Origin of the sequence: Agrococcus sp. GCM10030265 (assembly GCF_042666675.1) — a bacterium.
Taxonomy (GTDB): domain Bacteria; phylum Actinomycetota; class Actinomycetes; order Actinomycetales; family Microbacteriaceae; genus Agrococcus.
Genome location: NZ_JBHTCZ010000001.1, coordinates 230,423 through 247,598, shown reverse-complemented (window position 1 = coordinate 247,598; position 17,176 = coordinate 230,423). Strand labels below are relative to the sequence as shown.

17 protein-coding genes are annotated in these 17,176 nt (G+C 73.3%); 12 read left to right on the top strand and 5 right to left on the bottom strand.

The annotated features are described in order from the left end of the window. The first annotated feature begins 6 nt into the window (after positions 1 to 6). The 3 genes from ACFQPP_RS01075 (at position 7) to ACFQPP_RS01065 (ending at position 1,448) form a co-directional block, all read left to right on the top strand. Positions 7 to 672: a dihydrofolate reductase family protein gene (locus tag ACFQPP_RS01075; protein ID WP_376914627.1), complete on the top strand. Its 666-nt coding sequence runs from the start codon at positions 7 to 9 to the stop codon at positions 670 to 672. A gap of 194 nt (positions 673 to 866) precedes the next feature. After that, positions 867 to 1,121, top strand: coding sequence for a hypothetical protein (locus ACFQPP_RS01070; protein ID WP_376914626.1), 255 nt, complete (start codon positions 867 to 869; stop codon positions 1,119 to 1,121). Between the two features lie 51 nt (positions 1,122 to 1,172). After that, positions 1,173 to 1,448 carry a DUF1905 domain-containing protein gene (locus ACFQPP_RS01065; RefSeq protein ID WP_376914625.1) on the top strand — a complete coding sequence of 92 codons (276 nt, stop codon included), beginning with the start codon at positions 1,173 to 1,175 and terminating at the stop codon, positions 1,446 to 1,448. A gap of 22 nt (positions 1,449 to 1,470) precedes the next feature. Here ACFQPP_RS01065 and ACFQPP_RS01060 read toward each other — a convergent pair whose 3' ends face one another. Then, positions 1,471 to 2,022: an HtaA domain-containing protein gene (locus ACFQPP_RS01060; protein WP_376914623.1), complete on the bottom strand. Its 552-nt coding sequence runs from the start codon at positions 2,020 to 2,022 to the stop codon at positions 1,471 to 1,473. Between the two features lie 144 nt (positions 2,023 to 2,166). After that, positions 2,167 to 3,093 carry a LysR substrate-binding domain-containing protein gene (locus ACFQPP_RS01055; protein WP_376914622.1) on the bottom strand — a complete coding sequence of 309 codons (927 nt, stop codon included), beginning with the start codon at positions 3,091 to 3,093 and terminating at the stop codon, positions 2,167 to 2,169. Positions 3,094 to 3,343: 250 nt separating this feature from the next. On the opposite strand from ACFQPP_RS01055, the gene ACFQPP_RS01050 reads away from it, so the two are divergent. Continuing rightward, complete coding sequence (locus ACFQPP_RS01050) at positions 3,344 to 6,316, top strand: cytochrome P450 (RefSeq protein ID WP_376914621.1); 2,973 nt, start codon at positions 3,344 to 3,346, stop codon at positions 6,314 to 6,316. Positions 6,317 to 6,483: 167 nt separating this feature from the next. After that, on the top strand, positions 6,484 to 6,870 hold the full coding sequence (locus tag ACFQPP_RS01045) for a hypothetical protein (protein WP_376914620.1): 387 nt from the start codon (positions 6,484 to 6,486) through the stop codon (positions 6,868 to 6,870). A gap of 6 nt (positions 6,871 to 6,876) precedes the next feature. Here ACFQPP_RS01045 and ACFQPP_RS01040 read toward each other — a convergent pair whose 3' ends face one another. Then, on the bottom strand, positions 6,877 to 7,305 hold the full coding sequence (locus ACFQPP_RS01040) for an SRPBCC family protein (protein WP_376914619.1): 429 nt from the start codon (positions 7,303 to 7,305) through the stop codon (positions 6,877 to 6,879). Positions 7,306 to 7,483: 178 nt separating this feature from the next. Between ACFQPP_RS01040 and ACFQPP_RS01035 the strand changes: the two genes are divergently transcribed. The 4 genes from ACFQPP_RS01035 (at position 7,484) to ACFQPP_RS01020 (ending at position 11,090) form a co-directional block, all read left to right on the top strand. Beyond that, a complete protein-coding gene (locus tag ACFQPP_RS01035; RefSeq protein ID WP_376914618.1) occupies positions 7,484 to 8,839 on the top strand; it encodes an ABC transporter substrate-binding protein in 1,356 nt (451 codons plus the stop codon). Positions 8,840 to 8,975: 136 nt separating this feature from the next. Continuing rightward, complete coding sequence (locus tag ACFQPP_RS01030; protein WP_376914617.1) at positions 8,976 to 9,818, top strand: carbohydrate ABC transporter permease; 843 nt, start codon at positions 8,976 to 8,978, stop codon at positions 9,816 to 9,818. Between the two features lie 52 nt (positions 9,819 to 9,870). After that, a complete protein-coding gene (locus tag ACFQPP_RS01025) occupies positions 9,871 to 10,758 on the top strand; it encodes a carbohydrate ABC transporter permease (RefSeq protein WP_376914616.1) in 888 nt (295 codons plus the stop codon). A 14-nt stretch (positions 10,759 to 10,772) separates the two neighbouring features. Then, positions 10,773 to 11,090, top strand: coding sequence for an L-rhamnose mutarotase (locus ACFQPP_RS01020; protein WP_376915282.1), 318 nt, complete (start codon positions 10,773 to 10,775; stop codon positions 11,088 to 11,090). Positions 11,091 to 11,153: 63 nt separating this feature from the next. Here ACFQPP_RS01020 and ACFQPP_RS01015 read toward each other — a convergent pair whose 3' ends face one another. After that, positions 11,154 to 13,115, bottom strand: coding sequence for a BCCT family transporter (locus tag ACFQPP_RS01015; RefSeq protein ID WP_376914615.1), 1,962 nt, complete (start codon positions 13,113 to 13,115; stop codon positions 11,154 to 11,156). A gap of 318 nt (positions 13,116 to 13,433) precedes the next feature. Between ACFQPP_RS01015 and nhaA the strand changes: the two genes are divergently transcribed. Both nhaA and ACFQPP_RS01005 read left to right on the top strand, forming a co-directional pair. Beyond that, positions 13,434 to 14,687 carry a Na+/H+ antiporter NhaA gene (gene nhaA / locus ACFQPP_RS01010; RefSeq protein WP_376914614.1) on the top strand — a complete coding sequence of 418 codons (1,254 nt, stop codon included), beginning with the start codon at positions 13,434 to 13,436 and terminating at the stop codon, positions 14,685 to 14,687. Next, positions 14,684 to 14,815, top strand: a complete 132-nt coding sequence (locus ACFQPP_RS01005; RefSeq protein ID WP_376914613.1) for a hypothetical protein — start codon at positions 14,684 to 14,686, stop codon at positions 14,813 to 14,815. Before nhaA ends, ACFQPP_RS01005 begins: the two co-directional genes overlap by 4 nt. Before the next feature lie 37 nt (positions 14,816 to 14,852). Here the strand turns inward: ACFQPP_RS01005 and ACFQPP_RS01000 are convergent, their stop codons facing one another. Beyond that, positions 14,853 to 16,154: a M20/M25/M40 family metallo-hydrolase gene (locus tag ACFQPP_RS01000; protein WP_376914612.1), complete on the bottom strand. Its 1,302-nt coding sequence runs from the start codon at positions 16,152 to 16,154 to the stop codon at positions 14,853 to 14,855. Between the two features lie 74 nt (positions 16,155 to 16,228). Between ACFQPP_RS01000 and ACFQPP_RS00995 the strand changes: the two genes are divergently transcribed. Next, complete coding sequence (locus ACFQPP_RS00995) at positions 16,229 to 17,125, top strand: LysR family transcriptional regulator (protein ID WP_376914611.1); 897 nt, start codon at positions 16,229 to 16,231, stop codon at positions 17,123 to 17,125. Positions 17,126 to 17,176 lie beyond the last annotated feature (51 nt).

Sequence of the window (17,176 nt, the reverse complement as noted above, 5' to 3'; positions counted from 1 at the left end):
GCCGCTGTGACGACGATCGTCTCGACCCTGTTCATCTCGCTCGACGGCGTCGCCGAGATCGACCCCGACTGGCACTTCCCGTACTTCGACGAGGCGGTCGGTGCCGCCGTCGGCGAGGACTACGCCGACGCCGACGCGCTCATCCTCGGCCGCGTCACCTACGACTCGTTCGCGGGCGCATGGCCCGAGCGCGAGGCGGCGGGCGGCGAGGATGCCGGCTTCGCGAAGGAGCTCGGCGACCTCCGCAAGGTCGTCGCGACGCGCGGCATGCAGGAGCTCGGCTGGCGCGCCGTCGAGCGCACGAACGACGTCGTCGCCGCCGCGCAGGCGCTCCGCGAGGAGGGCGTCGAGAAGGTGCTGGTCGCGGGCTCCATCACGATCGTGCGCGCCCTCATCGACGCGGGCCAGCTCGACGAGCTGCGCCTGCTCATCCATCCCGTCGCCGCGGGCACCGGCGCGCGCCTCTTCGCCGACGGCTCGCCCATCCAGCACTTCTCGCTCGTGCGGGCAGATGCGCTGCCCACGGGCATGCTGCGCACGATCTACCGCGTCTCGCAGGGGCCGACGGCGCACGGCGAGACGCCCGCGTCGTACGACGACGCCGCGCAGCACCTCCCGGGCGACGGCGCCGACGCCTCGCGCGAGGGCGACTTCGGCGTCGACCCCGGGTGACCGACCGCGCCGCGCCGGCGCCGCCGTCGCGCGACCTCGACGCGACGGGCGGGCATCCTCCGCTGCGCCCCGTGCGCGCGACGGTGCGCTCGGCGCGCATCGCGGCGGGCAGCGATCGACGAGCGCCATAGCGCGGGTCGCGCCGTCGCGTCCAGCGGGTGCGGGGCGCCGCTCGCGACGGGCAGCATGCGAGCATGCTGTTCCTCCAGGGTGACGACGCCGGCCCCTCCGACCCGCTGACCGCCGATCTGACGCCCGTGTTCCAGGTGCTCGGCATCGTGGGCGCCATCGCGGTGGTGCTCGCGCTGATCGTGATCGTCGTGCGCTTCCGGCGGCTGCGGCGGCAGGAGACGCTGCCGCGTCCGCTGACCGTCGCGGCGGTGGTGGGCGGCGCGATCGGCTTCCTGCTGCTCGTCATGGCGATCGGTGCGGGCGTCGTGGCGGCCTGACGCCACCGCGCCGCTCGGGTGGCGCTCACCCGTCGGGGCTATGGTCACGGCATGGGTTGGGCACCGCTGCGCTTCGAGACCACCATCGGCGTCGACGTCAAGGGCGAGACGTGGTCGTGCGTCGCGATCCCCGGCTCCGCCGAGCACTTCGGCACGGGCAGGTCGGTGCGCGTGGATGCGCAGGTCGACGACGTGCCGCTGCCCGACGTCGGCGCGATGCCGACGGGCACCGGCGATCACATGGTGTCGCTCAGCGCGAAGGTGCGCGCTCGGCTCGGGAAGGACGTCGGCGACGCCGTGACGGTCGTCGTGTCGCCGCGCCCCTAGCCGGCGTCCGCTCGGCGCGCCCTCAGCCGCGGTCGCCGAGCACGACGGGATCGTCGAGCGGCGTGCCCTGCTCGTAGGGGCCGAAGAAGAGGTCGGCGCCATCGGCCGCGAGCGTCGTGCCCGCGCCGTGGCGCGCACCGTCGTCGTCGCCGCGGGTCATCGACGCGACGTCGGCGAAGTGCAGGCGCACCGTGGGGGCGTCGGGGTCGGCGAACTCGAGCCGCCAGCCGTCGCCGACCGGGGTGAGCGACGGCTCCGACAGCTCGACGTGCATCATGCCGCTGTGGCCCTGGAACGTCACGCAGCCGCCGAATCGCAGCACGCCGCCCTCGGTGCCGAGCGGCGGGAAGGCGAAGCCGCCGGCCGTCTCGGCCACGCCGTCGTCGAGCAGCACCTCGCCATCGGGCATGCCGCGCACGTAGTCGATGAGCGACGCCTTGATGCGCCACACGAGCGAGCCCGGGGCGGGGGAGGCGGCGGCGGAGGCGGCGAGCGCGGGATGAGCCGCGGCCCCGGCGGCGTCGGATGCGGGCGCGTCGGCGTCGGCGGCCGGCGTCGGCTCGGTGTCGGGCATCGCCACAGCGTAGCCCGGTGACCCTGGGGCGAGGTCGCGTATCGCAGGCGATCCCGGCAGCGGAGGGGGCATGTTCCCTCCGCTGCCGGGATCGCCTGCGAGACGTGGATGCGACCGCGACGGCGGCCGCCACCGCCCGGGCCGCTAGGCGTCGACCGCCGGCCAGGCGATCGTCGTCGCGAAGTCGAGCAGCGCGCGCACGCGCGCGGGCGGCTCGACGTCCGCCGACCACAGCACGTCGACGCCCACCGCATCCACCGCGGGCTCGAGCTCGCGGCGCACGAGCGGCAGCCCCTCGTAGCTCGCGGCGTTGGCCGGCCGCTGCACGAGGATGCCGTAGCCGAGCCCGCGGCCGACGAGCGTGCGCACGGCCTCGTAGCTGCGCACCCGCTGGCGGATGCGGGGTGTGAGCCCGCGAGCGGCGAAGAGGCTGAGGGTGTGCTCGCTCGACGGCGGCGCGTCGAGCAGGATGAGGTCGCGGTCGACGAGCTCCTCGAGCCGGATGCGCTCGCGGTCGGCGAGCGGGTCGCCCGCGGCGAGCACGACGTGCGCGGGCAGCGCGTAGAGGCGTGCGCGGCGCGGGGTGCCCGGCACGAGGCGGTCGTAGACGAACGCGACGTCGATCTCGCCCGACTCGATGCGGCCGACGAGGCCGTCCTGCGTCGTCTCGACGACGCGGAGGTCGACGCGCGGATGCTGCGCCGCGAACCCTGCGAGCAGCGGCGGCAGCACGGTGGGCGCGAGCGTCGGGAAGCATGCGATGGCGATGGGGCCGACGAGCTCGCCGTCGGCGGCGGTGACGCTCGTCGCGAGCTCGCGGGCGCTCGCGAGCAGCGGGCGCGCCTGGGCGACGACGTGGGCGCCGGCGCTCGTGAGCGTGAGGCCGTGCGCGCGGCGGCGCACGGCGAGGTGCGCGCCGAGCGAGCGCTCGAGCTCGCCGATCGCATCCGAGATCGCCGACGCCGACACGTGGAGGCGCGCTGCGGCCGCGGCGATCGTGCCCGCGTCGGCTGCGGCGACGAGGTACGCGAGCTGGCGCAGCGTGAAGTCGGGGACGGGTGCGTCGCTCACGCGCCCCGACCCCTCTGACTGGGCACTTGATGCTGCCGACACGGCGTGCGCGCGACATCGTCTGCCCGTTCGGCGGCATCGAGTGCCCAGTCCGTGATCCGGCGAGGTCGGTGTGCGTGCATTCCTCGGTTCTACCGTAGAAGGACCGCGCATCTCTCCGCTTTTCGCGGGGAGGCGGGCGCAGCATCCTGGATGCACCGCGGCGACGAGGCCGCGGCAGGAAGCGGACGACACGATGCCGAACCCACCCGTGGCCGACTGGGTCGAGATCCCCGACCTGTATCGCGACCCCTTCCCGATCTACGAGCGCCTGCGCGCCGAGGGTGGCGTGCACTGGGTGCCGAGCGTCGGCCGCTACCTCATCACCTCCTACGACGCCGTGCACGCGACCGAGGTCGACCAGGAGACCTTCTCGGCCAACGAGGAGGGGTCGCTGCAGATCCGCGCCATGGGGCACTCGATGCTGCGGCGCGACGACCCCGAGCACTACCTGGAGCGCAGGGCGTGGCAGCCGACGCTGCGACCCGGCGTCGTCAAGCGCGTCTGGCGCGGCGTCTTCGAGCGCAATGCCGCCCGCTATCTCGAGGAGACGATCGCGAAGGGTCCCGGCGACGCCGACCTCATCTGGGACTTCGCCGCACCCTTCGCCGCCGAGAACCTGCGCGAGATGCTCGGCTTCCACAACGTGCATCAGAGCGACCTGCAGCGGTGGTCGCAGACCCTCATCGACGCGACCGGCAACTACGCCGACGACCCCGAGGTGTGGGCGAGGGGCCAGCGCTCGTTCGACGAGGTCGACGCGGCCCTCGACGAGATGCTCGCGTGGCACGCGAGGCATCCCGACCACTCGCTCATCTCGCAGCTCATCCGCATCCCCGACTACCGGATGCCCATCGAGCGCATCCGCGCGAACGTCAAGATGACGATCGGCGGCGGGCTCAACGAGCCGAGGGATGCGCTGGGCGTCGCCGCGTGGGCCGTGCTCACGCATCCCGAGCAGCGGCGCATCGTCGAGGCCGACGCGAGCCTGTGGCCGACGGTCTTCGAGGAGACCATCCGTTGGATCTCGCCCATCGGCCTCTACTCGCGGCAGACGACGCGCGACGTCGAGCTCGCGGGCGTTGCGCTGCCGAGGGGCGCGCGGCTCGGCATCTGCATCCTCTCCGCCAACCGCGACGAGACGGTGTGGGATCGCGCCGACGTCTTCGACGTGCGCCGAGAGGTCAAGCCGCACCTCGCGTTCTCGAAGGGCGTGCACGTGTGCCTCGGCAGCTGGGCGGCGCGCTCGGCGGTCGCCGACGTCGCGCTGCCCATGCTCTTCGAGCGGCTGCGGGGCCTCGACCTCGTGCCCGACCGGCCGGCGGAGGTCGGCGGATGGGTCTTCCGCGGCATGCTGTCGATGCCCATCCGATGGGATGCCGTCGCAGGCCCGGGCGGTGCGAGCGCGCCGGGTGCCGCCGACGCCGCCCGCGACGAGGCCGCGCCGGCCCTCGCCCCGCGCATCGCCGTCGTCGGCTCGGGTCCCGCGGGATGCTTCAGCGCGCAGGCGCTGCGCGCTGCCATGCCCGCCTCCCGCATCGACGTCGTCGACCGACTCCCCGTGCCGTCGGGGCTCGTGCGCTACGGCGTCGCCGCCGACCACCAGGGCACGAAGGCCGTCGCGCGCCAGTTCGACCGGCTCCTCGCCGACGACGGGGTGCGCTTCGTGGGCAACGTGCCCGTCGACGGCCCGGATCTCGCCCGACTGCGCGACGCGTACGACGCCGTCGTGCTCGCGACGGGGCTCTCGGCGGATGCGGCGCTCGCGATCGAGGGCGCGGGACTGCCGGGCGTCGTGGGCGCCGGCCGCGTCACGCGAGCCCTCAACGGGCATCCCGACGAGCCCGACGTGCCGGCGCTCGGCGCGCGCGTCGTCGTCGTGGGGCACGGCAACGTCGCGATGGACGTCGCGCGCCTCGTCGCGCGCGATGCCGCCGAGCTGGACGGCACCGACCTCGACGACGCCGTGCATCGCGCGCTCGCGGGCGACGTGCGCGAGCTGCATCTCGTGGGTCGCTCCGCGCCGGCCGACGCCCGCTTCGACCCCGTGATGGTGCGCGAGCTCGCGACGCTCTCGGGCGTCGAGCACGTCGTGCACGACGCCGACCTCGATGCCGTGCCGGTGGGCAAGGACGCGCGCCTGGATGCCGTGCGAGCGCTCGCCGCGCGCACGCCCGAGGCGGTCGGCGACGTGCGCGTGCGCATGCACTGGTGGTTCGGGGCGACGCCGCTCGCCGTCACGGGCGCGACGGCCGTGACGGGCGTGCGCGTCGCGACGCCGGGCGGCGAGCGCGTGCTCGACGCCGACGCGGTCGTCACGGCCATCGGCTTCGCGGCGGGCGCGGATGCGCTCGTCGAGCCCGGGGCGCACGCCGACGGCCGCGTCGAGCCCGGCCTGTACGTCGCGGGTTGGCTGCGCCGCGGCCCGCGCGGCACGATCCCCGACCAGCGCTCCGATGCGAAGGGGCTCGCGGGGCTCGTGCTCGACGACATGTCGTCGGGTGCCGTGCCGCTCGGCAGGCCCGGCATCGACGCCTTCGAGGGCGCGACGGACCTCGACGGGTGGCGCCGCATCGACGTCGTCGAGCGGCGCGCGGCGGCACCGGGTCGCCGACGTGCGAAGCTGCGCACCGTCGAGGCGATGCTGGCCGCGGCGACGGATGCGTCGATCCCGCTGCCGACGACGGTCGCGGCCGCGGCGTCGGCGGGCGGCGGCGTGCCCGTGACGATCCTGTTCGGCACGGAGTCGGGCGGCGCCGAGCTCGTCGCCGACGAGCTCGCGCAGCACCTCGGGGCTCGCGCCGACGTGCAGGTGCTCGACCTCGCGGACGCGACGCCGGACGGGCTCGACGCGTCGCGCATCCACCTGCTCGTCTGCTCGACGTACGGCGACGGCGAGGTGCCCACGTCGGCGCGGCCGTTCCACGCGGCGCTCGTCGCCGATGGCGCTTCGCTCGAGGGGCTGCGCTACGCGGTGCTCGGCATGGGCGACACGTCGTACGCGAGGACGTACTCGCGCGGCTCCGAGCTCGTCGACGAGGCGCTCGCCGCACGCGGCGCGACGCGCATCGGCGAGTACGGCAGGCACGATGCGTCGGGTCCGCTCGATGTCGGCGAGGTCGCGCGGGCGTGGGCCGACGGCGTGCTGGCCTCGGACGAGGCCCAGGTGGTCGCCGCCGGGTGACGGGGTCGCGTGCCCGCCGGCTCGGGGGAGCGCTCGGCGCATCGGGTGGAGAGGGGCCGGTCGGAGGCCTGCGGCCGGCTGTGCGAGCGGCCCGCGAGCGACGGCGCCCAGGTGACACGCAGCGCTCGCCTCGCGCGGTGACGGCGGATGGGTGCATGATCGTCTGCGTGCCGCACGACGTGACCGCCGACCTCCGCGAGATGCAGGAGCTCCTCCGCGCATTCGACGACGAGACGATCGGCATCCGCGACGCCTCGAGGCTCGAGCGGCTCGACGCCTGCGCTGCCTCCGCAGCCGCGGTGCTCGGCGACACCGACCTCGAGCGCTCGGTGTCGATGTGCATCCTCACCGCGACGCAGGCGGCCGACGAGGCGCGGGAGGCGGCGGCGAGCCACGCGCGCCGCCCCATCCTGCGCCCGCTCACCCAGGCGCAGTTCGACGCCCGCATCGACACGGCCACCGACGCGATCGCCGTCGCCCTCGCCGACCTCGACGACGACGCGGCGCAGCAGCCGCGCGCGCCGCGCGCCCACCGCGCGCCCGTCGAGCGCTGAGTCGCCTCAGCGGCGCACGAGCCTCGCGAGCGCCCAGGCTGCGACGGGCGCGTACGCGGCGGTCACGGGCAGGGGTCCGCGCAGCACGAGGCGCGTGAGGGTGCCCTCGCGCTCGGTGCCCACCTGCGTCGCGGCGACGACGGAGTGCGCGAGCCGCAGCCGTACGGGGCCGACCCGCACCGTCCACGACCAGGTGCGCGCCCGCTCGTCGACGGCGTCGACGCGGAAGCGGGCGACGAGCCCTCCGATCGCGACGACGCGACCGGTGAGGCCGGGGTGGATGCGCGGAGCCTCGTCGTCGCCGTCGACCTCGACGGCGCGCAGGTGCCGTGCCCACCACGTCCAGCGGTCGGTGCGGGCGTATCGCTCCCAGGCGAGGTCCGGGTCGATGGGTCCGCCGACGGCGAGGTGGATGCGGCCGCCACGCACCCTCATGCGGGCTCCGTCGCGACGCTCATGACGGCAGGCTATCCGGGATGCCCCACCCGATCGAGCCGCACGAACGTGAGGACTCGTCGACGACGATTGCGAATACGTCACATGTATGATCTACTGATCCCGCCGCTGCCCGGCGGCCCTGTCGTCAACGACGTCGACTGAAAGGCGCGAACCCATGGCGCATCGCCCCATCACCCGCATCCCCCGCACGCTCATCGCTGGTGCCGCGATCGCCGGCCTCGGCCTCCTCGCAGGCTGCAGCGCCGGCGGCGCAGGCGGCGAGGTCGACCCCGAGTACGGCTTCGTCACGGCCGAGCAGGTCGACGACAGCCCCATCACCATCTGGGTCGACGCCACGCGACAGCCCGCGGTCGAGGCCTTCCAGGCCGCGAACCCCGACATCGACGTCGAGATCGTCGTCGACGACGGCTCGGCAGGCGCATCCGGCACCTTCCAGACCCGCATCGGCCTCGCCGACCAGGCGGGCGAGGGCTGGCCCGACGTCGTCTTCTCATCGCAGGCGAACGACGCCGCGTGGGCGTCGCAGGAGAACGCGGGCCAGCAGGCCTTCGCCGCACCGCTGAACCAGGGCTTCCTCGACGACGAGCTCCTCGACGGCTTCACCGAGGGCGCGCTCGCACCCGCCACGATCGACGACACCGTCTACGGCCTCCGCAACGACCTCGCACCCGTGGTGCTCTGGTACAACGCAGCGCTCTTCGAGCAGTTCGGCTACGACGTGCCCACGACGTGGGAGGAGTACGAGGCGCTCGGCGAGACGCTCGCGGCCGAGCACCCCGGCTACTTCCTCGGATCCGTCGGCGACTCGTTCGTCGGCCCCTACGTCTACTACTGGGCAGGCGAGGCGCCCATCTTCCAGGTCGACGGCCAGGAGTTCTCCTCCGACCTCTCCGATCCGAACGCCGAGAAGGTCACCGACATGCTCGACGCGATGATCGCCAACGGCTCGCTCATCCAGGACAGCCTCTTCAGCGCCGAGTTCGTCGCGCAGGCCGACCAGCTGCTCGCGATCCCCGGAGCCGCCTGGTACGCGGGCGCCCTCTTCCAGAACCCCGACAGCATCGGCGCCGAGCCCGGGGAGTGGGGCGCCGCAGCCCCGCTCACGTGGGAGGACGGCGCCGACGTCACCGGCAACATCGGTGGCGGCATGTGGTACGCCTCGAGCCACTCGCAGAACCTCGACGCCGTCGAGACGTTCCTCGAGTTCATCGTGACGAACGAGGAGACCGCCGGCACCGGCGGCCTGCCCGCATACGACGCCGCCGCCGTGACGTGGCTGGCCGCCCAGGCCGAGAGCGGCTTCTTCGCCGGCGACTTCGAGGGCGCGATCTCCACGGCCGCCGAGACGGTGTGGGATGGCTGGGGCTACCCGAGCTTCTCGCCCGAGACCGCCTATGCGAGCGTCATCGTCCCCGGGCTCGCAGAGGGGCAGACGATCGCCGAGCTGTCCGACGCGTGGCAGACGGAGATGGAGAACGAGGCGCAGACCGTCGGCTACACCATCCGCTGACACCCGCCATCCCTTCGAGCCAGGAGCATCGATTCCGATGATCGACACCCGTCCCGCGGCCGCACCCGCACCTCCTCGTCAGGTGCGGCCGCGGGCCGGCGCCCGCCGCCGGGCGCCGGCGAGGACCCAGGGGCGGATGGGCGTCGTCTTCGTCGCCGCCTACGTCGTCCTCCTCGTCGCGTTCGGCATCGGCCCCGCGCTCTACGCGCTGATCCTCGCGTTCAGCCGCGACGGCGCGTTCGTCGGCATCGACAACTTCCTGCGGGTCTTCGCCGACTACCGCTTCCTGCCGGCCGTCGGCCACGTCGCGATGTACGTCGTCGTGTGGCTCGTGAGCCTCATCGTGCTCGTGGTGCTGCTCGCCCTGCTCGTGCACGCCATCCGCGTGCGCTGGGTGTCGGTGAGCCTGCGATTCCTGTACTACATCCCCGGCGCCCTCGCGGGGGCGTCGAGCGTGCTGCTGTGGCTCTTCGTGCTCGACCCGTCGGTGAGCCCCGTCTCGTTCTTGCTGCGGGCGCTCGGCAACGAGACGTTCGTGCAGGTGCTGCGCGTCGACACCCTGCACGTCGTGCTCGCGATCATCGCGTTCTGGACGGGCGCGGGCGGCTGGATCGTCATCATGTACGGCGCGCTCAACAACATCAGCACCGAGGTGATGGAGGCGGCCCGCATCGACGGCGCCGGCCCCGTGCAGACGGCCCTCCACATCCAGATCCCGCTGCTGCGCAAGTGGATCTCCTACATGGCGATCATGTCGCTCGCCGCAGGCACGCAGCTCTTCGTCGAGCCGCGCGTGCTCGCGCAGGCGAGCCGCGGCGTCGTCGGGCAGGACTACTCGCTCAACCAGCTCGCCTTCCTCTACGCGTTCCGGCAGAACGACTTCCACGGCTCGGCAGCGATCTCGATCGTGCTGCTCGTGGTCGCCCTCGGCCTCAGCGCCTTCTTCGTCTTCAGGGGTGGTCTCTTTGAGCGCGACTGAGCTCGCAACCCGCGACATCCGCACCGTCACCGGCGGTCGCCCGCCTCGCCGCGTGAGGACGGCGGGACCCGTCAGCCCCGGCCGGTGGCTCGGCCGAGCCACGAGCACGCTCGTGATGGTCGTGTTCCTGCTGTTCTTCACCGTGCCGCTCGTGTGGCTGCTCATCGCACCCACGAAGGACGCGAGGCAGCTGCTGCTCGACCACCCGTTCTCGTTCGGCACGCTCGAGCAGGTCGGACGCAACCTCGAGAGCCTCGCCGGCTACCAGGGCGGGCTCATCTGGACGTGGCTCGGCAACTCCGTCGCGTACTCGCTCGGCGCGCTCGTCATCACGCTCCTCGTGTCGATCCCCGCCGGCTACGCCCTCGCGCTCACCGAGTTCCGCGGCCGACGGCTGCTGCTCGCCATCACGCTCATCGTCATGCTCATCCCCAACACGGCGCTCGTGCTGCCGATCTTCCTCGAGCTGAGCGCCGTGCGCCTCATCGGCTCCCCGCTCGCCGTGATCCTGCCGTTCTCGTTCTTCCCGTTCGGCGTGTACCTGACGTACATCTACTTCTCGACGACGATCTCGCGCGACCTGCTCGATGCCGCGCGCATCGACGGCGCGAGCGAGCTGCGCGTCTTCGGCACCGTGGCGCTGCCGCTCGCGACCCCCGTCGTCGCGCTCGTCGGCTTCTTCTCGTTCACGGGCAACTGGAACAACTACTTCCTGCCGTTCGTGACGGTGCCGGGCCGCGACGCGCCGCTGCAGGTGGGCCTCGCCGAGCTGCTGTCGAACGTGCCGCAGTTCAACCCCACGAGCGCCGCGTCGACGACGATCCAGCTGCCGGCGCTCGCGCTCGCGACGCTGCTCGCCGTCGCGCCCGTGCTCATCGTCTTCCTCTTCTCGCAGCGCTTCCTCGTGACGGGCATGACCGCGGGCGGGACGAAGGAGTGACTCGCCGCGTCGGCATGCTCTGCCGGATGCGGCCGGAGCGTGCCGCCGAGTACCTCGCGCTGCACGCCGCCGTCTGGCCGCAGGTGGAGGCGACGATCATCGCGTGCGGCATCCGCGACTTCACCATCTGGCGGCACGGCGACGTGCTCGTGGCGTCGTTCGAGTACGTCGGCGACGACTACGACGCCGACCAGGCGCGCATGGCGGCGGATCCGGCCACGCAGGAGTGGTGGTCGCGCACGGCACCGTGCCAGGTGCCCTTCGACGACGGCCTCGAGCCCGGGGCGACGGGGTCGTGGCAGCTGCTCGACGAGGTGTGGCACCTCGGCTGACGCCGCGCCCGGCGCGACGACGGCGGGCGCCCGCGCCGTCGCACGAGCGCCCGCCGTCGTGGCTCAGCGCTGCGGCTCGTCGCCGCGCTCGTCGCCGTCGGCTGCGCGCGTCGGCTCCTCGGCCGCCTCGAGGTCGACGGCCGCCTGCGACGCCGCGAACTCGGGGGTGTCGAACACCTCGCCTGCGATCGGATCCTGCGTGAGGCGATCCTCGTCGACCTGCGCGACGCCGTCGGCATCGACGTCGACCGCGTCCGACGGCACGCTGTGCAGCGCGATGAGCACCTCGCCCGAGCCAGGCGCCTGCGAGGGGCCCGGCAGCGACGCCGACAGGCCGGCGAACGTCGACGACACCTCGCGGCGGCGGCGCAGGAGTCCGCGACGGGTCGAGCCGCCGGCTGCCGCTGCCTGCGCGAGCGCCTCCGGCCCCATCTCGGTGGCCGAGGCGACGCGGGCGCGCACGTAGCGCGGCGTCGACGCGACCTCGAAGTGGAACGCGCGCAGCAGCGAGACGCATGCGAGCGCCATGATGACCGAGAACGGCACCGCCGTCGCGATCGACGCGGTCTGCAGCGCCGTGAGCGCCTCCGAGCCGCCGACGACGAGCAGCACGCCCGCCGCGGTCGCCGCGATGGCGACCCACAGCATGCGCGTCAGCCGCGGGGTCGTCGTCGCGCCACCGGTCGCGAGGATGTCGACGACGAGGGCGCCCGAGTCGGCCGACGTGACGAAGAAGAACACGATGACGAGGATGGCGAGCACGCTCGTCACCTCGGCGAGCGGGAACGTCGCGAGCAGATGGAAGAGCGACGTGTTCGTGTCGACGGCGCCGTCGACGAGCATGTCGCCCTCGGCCAGCTGCCGGATGATCGCGGAGTCGCCGAAGATCGTGAACCACAGGATGCCGATGATCGTCGGCGCGAGCAGCACCCCGAAGACGAACTGGCGGATGGTGCGACCGCGCGAGATGCGTGCGATGAACATGCCCACGAAGGGCGCCCAGCTCATCCACCACCCCCAGTAGAAGATCGTCCAGCCGCCTGCCCAGCCGTCGTCCGCGAGCGGCCACGTCTCGAAGGCGAGGCTGGGCAGCGCCGAGAGGTACGAGCCGGTGTTCGCGACGAACGACTGCAGGAGGACGAGCGTCGGACCGAGCGCGAGCACGAAGACGGCCAGCAGCGCGGCGAGCGTCATGTTGACGTTCGACAGCCACTTGAGGCCCTTGTCGAGCCCCGAGACGACCGACAGCGTCGCGAGGCCGGTGACGATCGCGATCAGCACGATCGCCAGCGTCGGCGACTGCTCGAACAGCCCGAGGAACTCGAGGCCGGCCATGATCTGCTGCACGCCGAGTCCGAGCGACGTCGCGACGCCGAACATCGTGCCGACGATCGCGACGACGTCGATGGCGTGGCCCATCCACCCCTCGACGCGGGCGCGCCCGAGCATGGGCTCGAGCAGCCAGCGGATCGACAGCGGACGCCCGCGACGGAAGGTCATGTACGCGAGCCCGAGGCCGACGACCACGTAGATCGCCCACGCGTGGAGGCCCCAGTGGTACAGCGTGAGATCCATCGCCAGGCGGGCCGCCGCATCCGTGCCGCCCTCGACGCCCGCGTTCTCGGGCGGCGTCGTCATGTGCGACAGCGGCTCGGCCACGGAGTAGAACACGAGGCCGATGCCCATGCCCGCCGAGAAGAGCATCGTGAACCACGAGAGCGTCGAGAACTCCGGCTCCTCGTCGTCGCGGCCCAGGCGGATCGCGCCGATGCGCGACAGGCCCACGTACAGCGCGAAGATCACGAAGCCGGTCGCGGCGAGGACGTACCACCAGCCGACGCCGTTCGTGATGGCCGTGTTCAGCACCGTGAACGCGTCGCCGCCCGTCTGCGAGTACAGGATGGCGAACAGCGTGAGGCCGACGATCAGCACGATCGCGGGGATGAAGACGGGCTTCGACAGCTGCGCCCACACCTCCCGCGGCGACCAGTCGCGAGCGAGCTGCGAGATCTGGCGGTCTGCCATGGGTGGAGGTCCTCCTGGGGGTGCGTGTGCGCCGGGTGCGCGTGGTGCGTCGAGTCCTGCGGCGCCGTCGGAGCAGACCGACCGACAACCCTACTGAGACACGGCGCCTCGTGGGCGGAGGTCGCAGGGATGCTGCACGGAGGGCCGCGAGCGGGGCGGCATCGTGCGGCGCACCGCGGGCGACGCACGATGCGACCGCGAGCGCTGGCGGCTGGTCGCACGCGCCCGGAGCCGGTATCGTGAGCGGCTGGTGTGCCGGGAAGCCTGGTCGGCGCGCCGCAGCGGACGCTGCGGCGGTCGTCGACGAAGGGATCCTCGATGCACGCTCACCTGCACGCCGTCACGTCCTCGCTCCGTCGCGAGACGACGAGCGGCATCCTGCTCCTCGTCGCTGCCGCGGCCGCGCTGATCTGGGCCAACTCGGCCTGGCAGGAGGCCTACCGAGGTCTCGCCGCCACCGAGATCGGCCCCGCGGCGCTGCATCTCGACCTCTCGCTCTCGACCTGGGCGGCGGACGGGTTGCTCGCCGTGTTCTTCTTCGTGGTCGGCGTCGAGCTGAAGCATGAGATCGTCGCAGGCAGCCTGCGCACGCCTCGCGAGGCCGCCGTGCCGGTGCTCGCGGCGATCGGAGGCATGGCGCTGCCGGCCATCGTCTTCACGATCGTCGTGCTGAGCCTCGGAGATGCCGAGGCGGTCACCGGATGGGCGATCCCCACCGCGACCGACATCGCCTTCGCCCTGGCGATCCTCGCCGTCTTCGGCCGCGGGCTCCCGATGCCGCTGCGCACGTTCCTCCTCACGCTCGCCGTCGTCGACGACCTCCTGGCCATCACGGTGATCGCCGTCTTCTACTCGGCCTCGATCGACGTCGTCGCCCTCGGCCTCGCACTCCTCGCAATCGCCGCGTTCGGCGTGCTCGTGCGCATGCGCTGGGCGCGGTGGTGGCTGCTGATCCCGGTGGCGCTCGTCGCATGGTGGCTCACGCACGAGTCGGGCGTGCACGCGACGGTCGCGGGCGTCGCGCTGGGGGCGGTCGTCCCGGCGTCGCGCATCCACGGCGAGGCCGAGCCGCGCACCCTGCGCTACGAGCACGTCGTGCGTCCGCTCTCGACGGCGATCGCGCTGCCGGTCTTCGCGTTCTTCGCCGCCGGCGTCACGGTCGAGGGCAACGTGCTCGACGTGCTCTCCGAGCCGGTCGCGATCGCGATCGTCGCGGGGCTCATCCTCGGCAAGGTCGTCGGCGTGCTCGGGGTCACCGCGCTCGTGACGATGATCACGCCGCTGCGGCTGCCCGACGGCATCGGGATCCGCGACCTGCGCCCAATCGCCCTGCTGACGGGCATCGGCTTCACGGTGTCGCTGCTGATCTCCGGGCTCTCGTTCCCCGACGGCGAGCACACGGATGCCGCGAGGCTCGCCATCCTCGTCGCCTCGGGCGTCAGCGCCGTGCTGGCAGCCAACGAGCTGCGATGGGATGCTCGGAAGGCGCGCAGGCGCGACATGAACGAGGACGGCGTGCCCGATCGGCCCTGGCCGCTCATCGGCGCGCAGACCGAGGAGGACGCACGATGAGCACGCAGCCCGAGGTCGAGGCGGATCGCGACCTCCCGGACGAGGATCGGGATCGACGCGGCGACGAGGTGCCCGACGACGAGGTGCACGACGACATGGTGAGCGACGCCGGGACGCCGGAGCGCTAGGCGAGGGCTGGGCGGCGGAGTCGGTCCGGCGCGCGCCTCACGGCGAGCGCGGCACGACCGCCCCGCAGCGCCGCGCCGCGAGCAGCGCGAGCGACCGGGCGACCCGGACGGTCTCGGCGATGTCGACCGACTCGCGCGGACCGTGCGCCAGGCGCACGTCGCCCGGGCCGTAGTGCAGGGTGGGGATGCCGCCGAGCCCGGCGTACAGCCGCAGGTCGCTGCCGTAGGGCGCGGCGCCGAGCGCCGCCTGGCGGCCCTCGACGGCGACGATCGCGTCGCGCACCTCGTCGACGAGCGGATGCGCGCGGTCGATCTGGCCGCTCGCGAACTGGCCGCCCACCCATCGCACCTCGGCCGGGTGGTCGCGCAGCCACGCGTCGCGCTCGCACGCCCCGGCGACCGCGCGCTCGAGGGCGGCGCGGGCGGCCGCCGGATCCTCGCCGACCTCGACGCCGAGCCGGCCCGTCGCGACCAGCAGGTCGGGCACGCTGCTCGCCCAGTCGCCGGCCTGCACCGTGCCGATCGAGATCGGATACGGCAGGTCGTCGCCCGCGAAGAGATCGTCGACCACGGCGTTGCGCTCGCGCTCGAGCTCGAGCAGCGCAACGTGCACGGGCAGGAACGCCTCGAAGGCGCTGCGGCCTGCGAGGCGGCTGCTGCCGTGCGTCGCGAGCCCGTGGACGCGCAGCTCGAACGTGAGGGCGCCGGCGTTGGCGACGACGACCTTGCCGCTCGTGGGCTCGGTGATGACGGCGGCGTCGCCCCCGTGGCCCCGCAGCATCGTCGCGAACGCGCCGAGCCCGCCGTCCTCCTCGCTGACGACGGAGTGCACGGCGAAGGGCCGCGTCAGCCGCACGCCCGACGCCACGAGCGCGCGAGCGACCGCGAGGTCGACGGCGACGCCCGCCTTCATGTCGCACGCGCCGCGGCCGTGGACGGCGCCGTCGTGGATCGCGCCGCTCCACGGGTCGCCGTCGCGCCACTGCGCGAGGTCGCCCGTCGGCACGACGTCGACGTGTCCCTGCAGCACGAGCGCGGGCACGCCGCTCGGGCCGAGCACGCCGACGACGCCGATGCCCTCGGTGCGCGGCGCCTCGGTGCCCGGGTGCTGCGGATGCGCGGCGAGCGCCGGCAGGTCGAGCGCCCACGCGTCGACGTCGAAGCCGAGCTCGGTGAGTCGCTGCGCCTGCTCGTGCTGCAGGGCGCTCTCGGCGCTCGTGCCCGTGACGCTCGGGATGCGCACGATGCCGACGAGCTCGTCCACGAGCGCGCGCTCGTCGATCGCGTCGACCACGCGGGCCTCGGCCAGGGTCATCTCGATGGGCGCGGGATGCAGCATGAGGCCGACGGTACGGCTCCACGGTGTCCTTGGGAATGGCACGGATGCGCACGATCCGTCATACGCTGCATGCCATGATGCAGCCGCAGCAGCTCCGCGTGCTCGTGGCGGTGCGCGACACCGGCTCGCTCAACCGCGCGGCACGCGCGCTCGGCTGCGGCGTGCCGTCCGTCGTGCACCACCTCCGAGCGCTCGAGCGGCACCTCGACGCGCGGCTCGTCGACCGCGAGCGCACGGGCACGCGCCTCACGCCGCTCGGCGAGACGTTCGCGGCGGAGGCCGACGAGATCCTCGGCCGCATCGATCGCGCCGAGCTCCTCGTGCGGGCGCAGCGCGATCAGGGGCTGTCGGTCATGCGCATCGGCACGTTCGCGTCGATCGGCTCCCGCATCCTGCCGCGGGCCATCCAGCAGCTGCGCACGCGCCTGCGCGTGCAGGTCGAGGTCGTCGAGGCCGAGCCGACGGAGGTCGTCGCGAGGCTGCGCGCGGGCGAGCTGCACGGCGGGGTCATCTACGACTCGGTCGAGGAGCCGCTGTTCGCGAGCGACGACCTGCACGCGACGCTGCTGTTCGAGGAGCGGTTCCGCGTGCTCGTCGCCCGCGGCGGCCCGCACGACGCTCCACATCCCATCGACCTCGCCGACATGGCCGAGGCGACGTGGATCAGCAGCCGCCACGACGACGAGACGTCGCACCGCGTGCTGCTGCGCGCATGCCGGGCCGCGGGGTTCGAACCCTCGGTACTCATGCGCACCGACGACCTCCACATGATCCACGGACTCGTCGCGGAGGGGCTCGGCTGCGCCCTGACGACGCCCGCAGCCATCGATCGCAGGTTCCCCGTGAGCGTCGTGCGCACGACGCAGGACCTCGGATCGCGGCGCACGTCGTTCATCTGGCGCGCAGGCACGACGCCCGCCGCGGTCGACGAGCTGCGCCGCATCCTCGCCGTCGCGGGCGCCGCTCGCTAGCGCCCGCCCGGCACCCGATCCCATGGAGGTTCTCGGCCGCTTGTGACCTCA